Here is a 9,474-nt window from a genome sequence, read left to right as displayed (position 1 = left end):
TACACTCGTTTGATCAATGTTAGAAAAGTTGATACTAGACACATCTGGACATGATTGTAATGTAGAAGATGTATAAGGACCAGACCAGCCACTAAAATCTCCCATTCCACAATCTATTCTTACATAAAAATCATAAGATGTGTTAGGCGTTAAACCGGTAATTTCTGCAAATGGCGCAGTTCCACCTTGAGTTGTTTGACCACCGCTTCCTTGAGTATAAGGTGAAACACCATACTCAATTTCATAATCTAATGATTGATTACCATTAGCATCCCAAATAACTTGAACAGTCGTAGCAGTATTAGTTACAGGAGTAAAGGCTCCTGGAGCTGGACAAGATTCAGTAGTTGTGAAACTAATAGGACCTTGATTACTGCTTATATCTCCCATCCCACAATCTGCTCTAACATATACATCATAAGCAGTATCAGACATTAGACCATTAATAGTCCACGGATTAGAAGTTGCATTATCAGTAGTACCAGAACCTGGTGTAAAGCCTACAGGACCATATTCTACTTCCCAAGCGGTTTCAGCACCAGTAGCTGTCCACCCTATTTCTGCAGATGAAGCAGTTATTGCGTTTGTGGTTAATGCCGTTACAGCAAAACACGTAGGACAAGTTGCTGTACCTGTAAATATATCCATCATTGATGGTTGATTTATAGGTGAACTATAAACCTCTATACCTTCTGAATCTAATAATCTAAAACCACCATCACCAGGAAAAAAAGTCGCCCTATAATCTATACTTAAGGCATCTCCGTTATTTACTGTTATTGTATAATTCTCAACTACTGGCATATTTGGCGTAGGAGAAGGATCAACTATAACATAAGTAGTTGTTACACCTGCAACTGTTACATCAACTCCAGTATTAGAGGCAAGGTTATCTCCAGAGTCCCAATCGCTCCCGAAGTTATCTGTTAACTCTAGCGTATAATCACACTGTGCCATGGCAAGTGACGTGACTAAAAACACTAAGAGTAGTGGTAGAAGTTTTTTCATTTTGTTTTACGAATTATTGATTAAGTGGACCAATATAATATTATTGTGTCAATTAACTAAATATTAAGACCTCAACTTTAAAATAACTCGTTTAATTTAACAGTTCTCGCTTTCGCGAAAGCGAGATAAAAAAAGCCCCATCTTAAAAGATAGGGCTTGATAAAATTATATGTATTTCTATTTAAAATTTTTCTATCACCTCTTGACTCACGCCTGTGTTAGAAAAACCACCATCGTGAAATAGATTCTGCATAGTCACCTTTTTAGTGTAGTCTGAAAACAGAGTTACTGTATACTCTGCACAGTCTTGAGCAGTGGCGTTACCTAATGGGCTCATCTTCTCTGCATAACTCAAGAAGCCGTCAAAGCCTTTCACTCCACTTCCTGCAGTTGTAGGTGTAGGCGATTGCGATATCGTATTAACACGCACCTTTTTATCTTTACCAAAAAAGTAACCAAAACTACGAGCGATAGACTCTAAGTAAGCCTTATTATCTGCCATGTCATTATAATCTGGAAAGGTACGTTGAGCAGCCATATATGTAAGTGCTACTATACTACCCCATTCTTGCATCGCATCATTTTTATGCAAAGTTTGCATAACTTTATGAAAAGATACAGCACTTACGTCCCAGCCTTTCTCTGTGTATTTATAATTTTGATCTGTATAATGATTCCCTTTACGCACATTAACACTCATTCCTATAGAATGAAGAACAAAATCAAGCTTCCCTCCTAATATCTCTACAGATTTTGTTATTAAGTTCTCAAGATCTTCAACATTAGTTGCATCAGCAGGAATGATCTCGCTACCAGTTTTCTTAGCAAGTTCATTAATTTGTCCCATACGCATAGCTACAGGTGCATTAGTAAGAACAAAGGTTGCTCCTTCATCATGAGCTAGTTGAGCTGTTTTCCACGCGATGGAGTTTTCGTCTAACGCTCCAAAAATAATTCCGCGTTTTCCTTTTAATAGATTGTAAGCCATAATTTTTGATTAGGTCGCAAATATATAAAACTAATTGAGTAGCGCACGGGCATTTTCTCTTGCAGCATTTGAAATTTCTCCGCCACTAAGCATTTGAGCAATTTCTTCTAATCGAGCTGCTGGATCTAATCGTTCTATACTTGAGTATGTTGTATTATTATTTGAGGTTTTTTTAACAATAAGATGATCGTTACCAGCAGAGGCAATTTGAGGCAAATGAGTAATTGCCATGACTTGCAATCCATGACTCATTTTTTTCATTATTTGAGCCATTTGCGTTGCTATAGCTCCACTCACTCCTGTATCTATCTCATCAAATATTATAGTAGGTAAATTTTTACATCTTGAAAGTATCGATTTAATCGCTAGCATTAATCGAGACAACTCTCCTCCTGAAGCGGCCTTATCTAAGGCGAGAAGTTGAGATCCTTTATTTGCAGTAAATACAAATTTTATCTCATCTACTCCGTACGCTCCAAAGGTAGTTACCGAGTTTATATCTATCTTAAATTGTGCATCAGGCATTCCTAACTGTTGTACGATAGCTATTACTTCTTGCTCTAATTTTTCCTTGTGCGCCCTTCTTAGCGCCGTTAATTCCTTTCCTAGCTTTTGCAAATTATTCTTGGAATTTGCAATAATAAATTCTTGCTTTTTAATTTTTTTATCAAGCCCTTGAGATTCAAAAACCTTATCGGCCAGCTCATCTCTAATTTGAATTAAATTCTCTACTTCCTCTACTTGATGCTTTCTATAAAGGTTTTCAAGCAAGCTTAGTAATTCATTAATTTGAGTAAGTCTTTCCGGATCTGGTTCTATAGCATCTATCTCATGTACCACTTCTTGATGAATATCTTCTAGCTCCAGCAAAATCGAAGAAACACGATCTTTTAAATTTTCGTATTTTTTTGAATAGCTGCTTATGGACTGAAACTTACTTTGTAGATGTCTTAACTGATCTAAAATTCCTTGATCATCGGTAGAAACCGTAGCGTCAAACTCAGTAAGAACTTCAGTTATTCCTTCTACATTACTCAATTGCTCATTTTCATCTTCAAGCGCATTCTGATTGAGTTGATCTAAGTTTGCCTCTTCTAATTCATTGAGAAGAAAATTATTATAATCCAGCTCTTTAGAAAATTCTATCCCTTTTAATTCGAGAGCTTTTAATTCTTTTTGGGCAGCTTTAAATATACTTAGTTCTTCTTGATACTTTTGGAGAAAAAATGCAAAAGACTTTTTAACATTCTTTGTCGCTTCTATTACAAATGAATTTAATACTTCTATTTGAAAAGTATCTTTTGCAAGTTGTAAGGTTTGATGTTGTGAATGTATATCTATCAATCGCTCACCTATGCGATTCATAACTTGTAAGTTCACCGGTGTATCATTTATAAAGGCTCGACTCTTTCCTGATGGAAGGATTTCTCTTCTCAAAAAACTCGTATGATCGTAATCCAAATCATATTCCTCAAATGTTTCTTGAAGATCTAGTTTTGAAATATCAAACTGAGCATCTACAATACATTTACGTGATGTGTCTCTTATGGCACTTAAATCTGCTCGATTACCTAAGATTAAACCTAAAGCGCCTAGAAGTATAGATTTACCAGCTCCAGTTTCACCGGTAATCATGGTTAAACCTGATTCTAGCTCTAGATTCAAAGAATCTATAAGTGCAAAGTTCTCTATTTGAATATGTTTAAGCAAAGTATAAAAGCTTGATTATGTAAAAATTAAATGAAGTGCTCGCAAGGTTATCGAGTTTACACTTTAATAAAACGCCACTTTGAGGACTGATTAGGGGCTAACTTTTGTAAAGTACTCTTTAACTCTCTTATATCTATTGAAGGTCCTGAAGAATAAATACTCATGATCTCATCAGCTTTGGCATCAAAGAAAGTACGCTGTAACAAACTATTAGGTCTACGAGCATTCAGCTCTTCTAACCGTTTGATGTGCCCCTTTAAAATTATTTTTCCAGCTTTAGGGTCATTAGCAAACTTATCTAAACCTTTGAGATGATATAAATACATAACCTCTCGATACTCCTTATAGGTTTCTGAAAGCATATCGTCATTTAATCTAAATCTAGAAATTAATCCATCGCTAGGCTTCCATCCCGCAACTCCTTGAGTTCCTTGAGCTAGATTAACTATGTTTTGTGCTTCTTCATGAAATGACTGACCACCGCGCAGTTCAAAGGTGTCAGCATCGATACCTAGGATCGTGTAAACATAAAAAGATATTAGTGATATTAAATTACTTTCAAACTGGTTTTCGTTGTAAAAAAAAGGAGCATATTCTACATACTCAAAAGCTATATCATTGTCTTTATAATTAAAAATAGGAGAAGTGTAAGAAGAGTTAAAAACCGGTCTAGAGGCTGATAACTGAAAATTTCCCTTGAAACGATCATTATCAAAGCTAGTAACTACAAAAACTAACGAAGCGTTAATTTTCTCCTCGTCACCATATTTTTGATCGGTCCATTTTGTATTATTCAAGAATTCTTGCATAGAGGTCTCCAGAGTTTTAAAAATACTTTGATCAGGCTGCGCTACATTTTGTGCATTAACTTGAACTGTAAAATTAAATTCTTGCGCTTGAACAGCAAAAACTGCAAACAATGCAAGTAGTATACTATAAAACTCTTTGGATAATTTCATTAACTATATCTTTTGCTACTTCTGACTTTGGTTTTATCTCATAGTCAGAAACATTTTTATCTCTATCAATGATACTTATTTTATTTGTATCTACTCCAAAACCTGCACCTTTATCTCGCATGGAGTTTAAAATTAATAAATCAGTGTTTTTCTTTTCCGCTTTCGCGAAAGCGTGCACTAATTCATTCTCAGTTTCAAGGGCAAAACCTACGAGAAAAGGTTTATTCTTCAAAGCACCTACGCTGGATAGTATATCTGGATTTTTTACTAATTCTATATGTAACGTATCAGCCTTCTTTTTTATTTTCTGATCTACAGGATTTGCAGGTCTATAATCTGCTACAGCTGCGCTAAAGATGCCAATATCTACTTGAGTTATTTTCTTGTGCACTTCATCATACATTTGCTGAGCACTTTTTACATCTATTCTTTCTATGAGGTGATGCTCCACTTTTACAGCGCTAGGCCCCATAATTAAGATGACTCGGGCCCCATGATTTACCATTTCTAATGCCAAAGCAGCACCCATTTTTCCACTACTATGATTTCCTATAAATCTCACAGGATCTATGGCTTCATAAGTAGGGCCAGCAGTAATTACACATGATTTACCATGCAACACGAGTTTGCTTTGAATATCTTGTTCTATAAAATGTATAATTTCTTCAGGTTCTGCCATACGACCTTTACCAGATAAACCACTTGCGAGCTCGCCTTCTCCAGCCGGTATCATTAAATTACCGTAAGCAGCTAGCTTATCAAAATTAGCACTGGTAGAGGGATGTTTATACATATCCAGATCCATCGCTGGAGCAAAATAGACGGGACATTTTGCACTACAATAGGTTGCGAGTAATAAATTATCAATATTACCATTCACCATTTTACTCATCGTGTTTGCCGTGGCTGGAGCGATAATAAAAAGATCTGCCCAAAGGCCTAGCTCTACATGGTTGTTCCAGGTATCATTCTCATCTTCTTCATTTGTAAAATGAGTAAGAACAGGGTGCTTAGAAAGAGTCGATAAAGTAAGCGGTGTGACAAAATCTCTCGCTGCAGGAGTCATAATTACTTTAACAGCAGCGCCCGCTTTAATAAGCAGGCGCACTATATAAGTAGTTTTGTAAGCGGCAATACCACCAGTTACACCTAGCAATACCTTCTTACCACTTAAAACTGATGTCATGTGATTTGAATTACTCTTCAGTACTTCCTGTGTCTCTATGATAAATCTTCCCTTGTAACCACTCTTCTATAGCAATAGCAGCTGGCTTAGGTAAACGCTCATAAAATTTAGAAACTTCAATTTGCTCTTTATTTTCAAAGATTTCTTCAAGAGAATCGTTGTAAGTAGCAAATTCTTCTAACTTCTCAATAAGTTCTTCTTTTACGTCTGTATTAATTTGCTCTGCGCGTTTTGCAATTATAGAAATTGCTTCATACATATTACCTGTAGGAGCAGTAAGCGCATCTCTATTATAGGTAATTGTAGTATTAGGAGCTGTTAGATTTTTAGTATCCATTATAGTTATTTACTTGTATTTTCAGTATTATATTCTTGTATATTATCCATTATCTCGTCTGCATCTTCTTTATACTCACTGTTAGGATAACGTTTTGCAAAGATATCATAATATTCTTTAGCCTTTGCAAGTCTTTCAGGAACTAACTGTGTAAAACTATTAATGGCATATTGATATTGAGAATCTAGAAGATAAAACTGTGCATCATCTTGATAATCAGATCCTGGATGATCAAGTATGAAATTTTCAAAGGCACTAATTGCATTTATATAACCACCTCTAAAATTACCAAAATGATGGTATTGTTTTGCTATCTCGTAAGCCTTTTTATCTAATTTATCACGTAATTCCTCCACCATAATATTAGCTTCTGCAGCATAATCACCAGATGGGTATACATTTATATATTCTTGTAACTTGGTTAAAGCAATATTAGTATCTGTCTGGTCTTTAGAATATACAGGAGACATTTGATAATGACTTTTTGCTGCCATGAACAAAGCTAGTTCTGCATTAGGATTAGTAGGATGTGATGTTATAAAACGCTCATACTGGTAGGCACTATTAACGTAACTCTCATCCTCATATAAAGCCTTTGCGTATTTAATGGCCATGCCAGCCGCACTATCGGTACCTCTATAAACTGGTATAATTTGCTCAAATAAAGCAAGAGATTTACCATATTTACCCTTTGCCATTAAGGTGTCTATCATTGCAACTTTCTCTAGGTTATCTTCAGACTTTAAAGCTTTTTGATAAGAACCACAACTAGCAAGAGTTGCCACAAGAATAATGACTATAATTAGGTTTTTCATATATAATTTTAATGGGACGCAAAGGTAACTTTTTCTAGATAAAAAGAAAGTTACTTCACACTCCTTAACGCTAAGATTTTAATTCTCGTATTGATCAAGAAAAGTTTTCAATCGGTCATTTAAATTTTGATCTACAGATACTAACGGCAATCGCACCGTAGAAGCACACAAGTCTAAATGATTTAATAAGGCCTTAATACCTGCTGGATTTCCTTGTTCAAAAATCATATCGATGCTAGGCGCAATTTTATAATGCAACTCATAAGATTCTGCAACGTCTCCATTAAGTGCATATCTAATCATATCAGAGAAATCTTGAGCCATTGCTTGACCTATTACAGAGATAACTCCTGCTCCACCTGCTAGTGTCATGGCATTTGCAATCATATCATCACCAGAAATTACTAAAAAGTCCTTAGGAGTATATTGTATCATGTTCATTGCTTGAACTAGATCTCCTGCAGCTTCTTTGATTCCTATGATATTTTCAAATTCTGCTAGTCGTACGACAGTTTCTAACGACATATTTGACGCTGTTCTACCAGGTACGTTATATAATAAGATAGGTAATGGACTAGCTTCAGAAACCGCTTTAAAATGTTGAAAAATCCCTTCTTGAGTAGGCTTATTATATGATGGTGAAACAGAAAGAATCGCATCAAAGTTCTTAAAATCTAATGATTTTAATTCTTCTACGACTACTTGTGTATTGTTACCACCTACTCCTAATACTAGTGGTAATTTTCCAGCGTTTGTAGAAACGATGGTTTCTATAACAATTTGCTTTTCTTCTTTAGATAAAGTCACAGATTCTCCAGTAGTACCTAGCACCACTAGGTAATCTATCCCATTAGTAATTTGATGTAGTACTACTTTTTCAAGTGCAGCACAATCTACGGTACCAGTTGCTGTGAAAGGAGTTACAAGTGCTACTCCAGTTCCTATTAATTCTTGCATTTTATTGAGTAAGGATTTTTAAATATTTTGCAATTTCAGATATATAAAGAGCATGATTAGTTAAAGGAACGTTAACAGCAAGATCATATGTACTTTCTTCTTGATGACCGTACCCAACTTTGAAGTTGCTATTTAATTTCATTGCTAGATACCTCATCAACTCGCTATCGGTATCATAATAATTTATTTGTAAGTCATAGTTTGTTAACAGTGCGTTTGCGACATCAGCATTTGCGATGCCTCCATTCCACTTTAACAATTTCCTATCAAATAAAATAACGCCTTCTTTATTATTTTTTTTAACGTCTTTGCAACTAGCTATCAATGTTAATTTATCGCTAGAAATCTGTAACTGATCACACCACTTATGAAACAAATTAAAATCTGTAACTTTTTCAGAGTCAAACAGAATGACTAAAGATTGAGGCCATTGCGGCATCTTTGACCTAGAGGTGTTCTCTAAACTATCAAACTCTTTACGCAGCCATCTCTGCTTTAAAACGTCAAAAATCATGTACTTTTACTACTTATTCTTTGGACAAAAATAGCACAATAGCAATAAGGCTTTATGAAAAATAATAGGTTTAAAAGAAGTATAGGTTTTTATAAGAGTTTCGCTTTCGCGAAAGCGGCATTCCTACTAACCATTCTACTCGTTTCATGTACAGATAAAAAATACCAGCTGCAAAAAGTATCTGGTCAATCTACAGCAATAGATTCTAGCCTCAACTCAGTAAAAGAGATCGAAGAATTTATTGAACCTTATAAAAAGTCTGTTGATGCAGAAATGAATAAGCAACTGAGCTATAATCCTGTGACCATGCATAAAAACGACCATAAACTCAATACTCCTATAAGCAACATGATGGCAGAAATCGTGCGAGAAAAAGGAAATCCTATTTTTCAAAAAAGATCTGGAGAAAGTATTGATGTTGTGCTTCTAAATCATGGCGGAATAAGAGCTCCTCTAGATAAAGGAAGTGTTACCATGCGCAGTGCCTACGAGATCATGCCTTTTGAAAATAGCATAGTCGTAGCACAATTGAATGGCTCGCAAATGGATTCTTTAGTCAATTATCTTGTATCTAGAAAAAGGGCACATCCTATGAGTGGACTTCAAATTCAACTAGATAAAAATGGTGATTTAGATGAAGTTTTAATTAATGGAGAAACGCTAGACTCACAAAAACTTTACTACGTTGCAACAAATGATTATCTATACAACGGCGGTGACAACATGAGCTTTTTTAAAAATACTCCTCTCACTACTTTAGACTATAAAATCAGGAATGCAATGATTGATTATTTTGAAGAAACAGACACGTTGAGATTTACTAGAGACAACCGCTTCACAATAGCTCAGTAGCAGTCCTAAAAACACTTTATCATGGAAAGAAGAAAATTTATACGCAATACAAGTGCTGGAATGGTAGCTGGTGCGGCTCTATGGTCTAACTACGCTCTTGCAAATGGTATTCTTACAGGACCAGAATTAGAACCTGGAACTAAAAAAA

The 9,474-nt window shown here is 35.3% G+C and carries 10 protein-coding genes; 1 reads left to right on the top strand and 9 read right to left on the bottom strand.

Features of this window, described 5'->3' with window-relative positions; genetic code table 11:
• The 9 genes from A9Q93_RS00550 to A9Q93_RS00510 all read right to left on the bottom strand — a co-directional run.
• The coding region (locus A9Q93_RS00550; RefSeq protein ID WP_303685420.1) for a fibronectin type III domain-containing protein at positions 1-1,008 on the bottom strand (1,008 nt) is incomplete at its 3' end.
• Between the two features lie 181 nt (positions 1,009-1,189).
• Positions 1,190-1,996, bottom strand: a complete 807-nt coding sequence (locus A9Q93_RS00545) for an enoyl-ACP reductase (protein ID WP_303685419.1) — start codon at positions 1,994-1,996, stop codon at positions 1,190-1,192.
• A 30-nt stretch (positions 1,997-2,026) separates the two neighbouring features.
• Positions 2,027-3,706: a DNA repair protein RecN gene (gene recN / locus A9Q93_RS00540; protein WP_303685418.1), complete on the bottom strand. Its 1,680-nt coding sequence runs from the start codon at positions 3,704-3,706 to the stop codon at positions 2,027-2,029.
• A 56-nt stretch (positions 3,707-3,762) separates the two neighbouring features.
• On the bottom strand, positions 3,763-4,665 hold the full coding sequence (locus A9Q93_RS00535; protein ID WP_303685417.1) for a DUF4835 family protein: 903 nt from the start codon (positions 4,663-4,665) through the stop codon (positions 3,763-3,765).
• The gene (gene coaBC, locus A9Q93_RS00530; protein ID WP_303685416.1) at positions 4,640-5,851 is read right to left on the bottom strand and encodes a bifunctional phosphopantothenoylcysteine decarboxylase/phosphopantothenate--cysteine ligase CoaBC; all 1,212 of its coding nucleotides are present in this window, start codon (positions 5,849-5,851) and stop codon (positions 4,640-4,642) included. The genes A9Q93_RS00535 and coaBC overlap by 26 nt, the downstream gene beginning before the upstream one ends.
• Positions 5,852-5,861: 10 nt before the next feature.
• Positions 5,862-6,188, bottom strand: coding sequence for a DNA-directed RNA polymerase subunit omega (locus A9Q93_RS00525; protein ID WP_015364216.1), 327 nt, complete (start codon positions 6,186-6,188; stop codon positions 5,862-5,864).
• 5 nt (positions 6,189-6,193) lie between these two features.
• Positions 6,194-7,003: an outer membrane protein assembly factor BamD gene (locus tag A9Q93_RS00520; RefSeq protein WP_303685414.1), complete on the bottom strand. Its 810-nt coding sequence runs from the start codon at positions 7,001-7,003 to the stop codon at positions 6,194-6,196.
• Positions 7,004-7,081: 78 nt separating this feature from the next.
• Complete coding sequence (gene dapA, locus A9Q93_RS00515) at positions 7,082-7,960, bottom strand: 4-hydroxy-tetrahydrodipicolinate synthase (RefSeq protein WP_303685413.1); 879 nt, start codon at positions 7,958-7,960, stop codon at positions 7,082-7,084.
• Position 7,961: 1 nt separating this feature from the next.
• Positions 7,962-8,474 (bottom strand): hypothetical protein, encoded by a 513-nt coding sequence (locus tag A9Q93_RS00510; RefSeq protein WP_303685412.1) that lies wholly within the window; start codon positions 8,472-8,474, stop codon positions 7,962-7,964.
• Between the two features lie 54 nt (positions 8,475-8,528).
• On the opposite strand from A9Q93_RS00510, the gene A9Q93_RS00505 reads away from it, so the two are divergent.
• Positions 8,529-9,326, top strand: coding sequence for a 5'-nucleotidase C-terminal domain-containing protein (locus A9Q93_RS00505; RefSeq protein ID WP_303685410.1), 798 nt, complete (start codon positions 8,529-8,531; stop codon positions 9,324-9,326).
• The last annotated feature ends 148 nt before the right edge of the window (positions 9,327-9,474 follow it).

Source organism: Nonlabens dokdonensis (assembly GCF_002162835.1).
Classification (GTDB): domain Bacteria; phylum Bacteroidota; class Bacteroidia; order Flavobacteriales; family Flavobacteriaceae; genus Nonlabens; species Nonlabens dokdonensis_B.
Note: the sequence above shows the minus strand (reverse complement) of the source record. Positions and strands in the feature narration are given on the sequence as shown.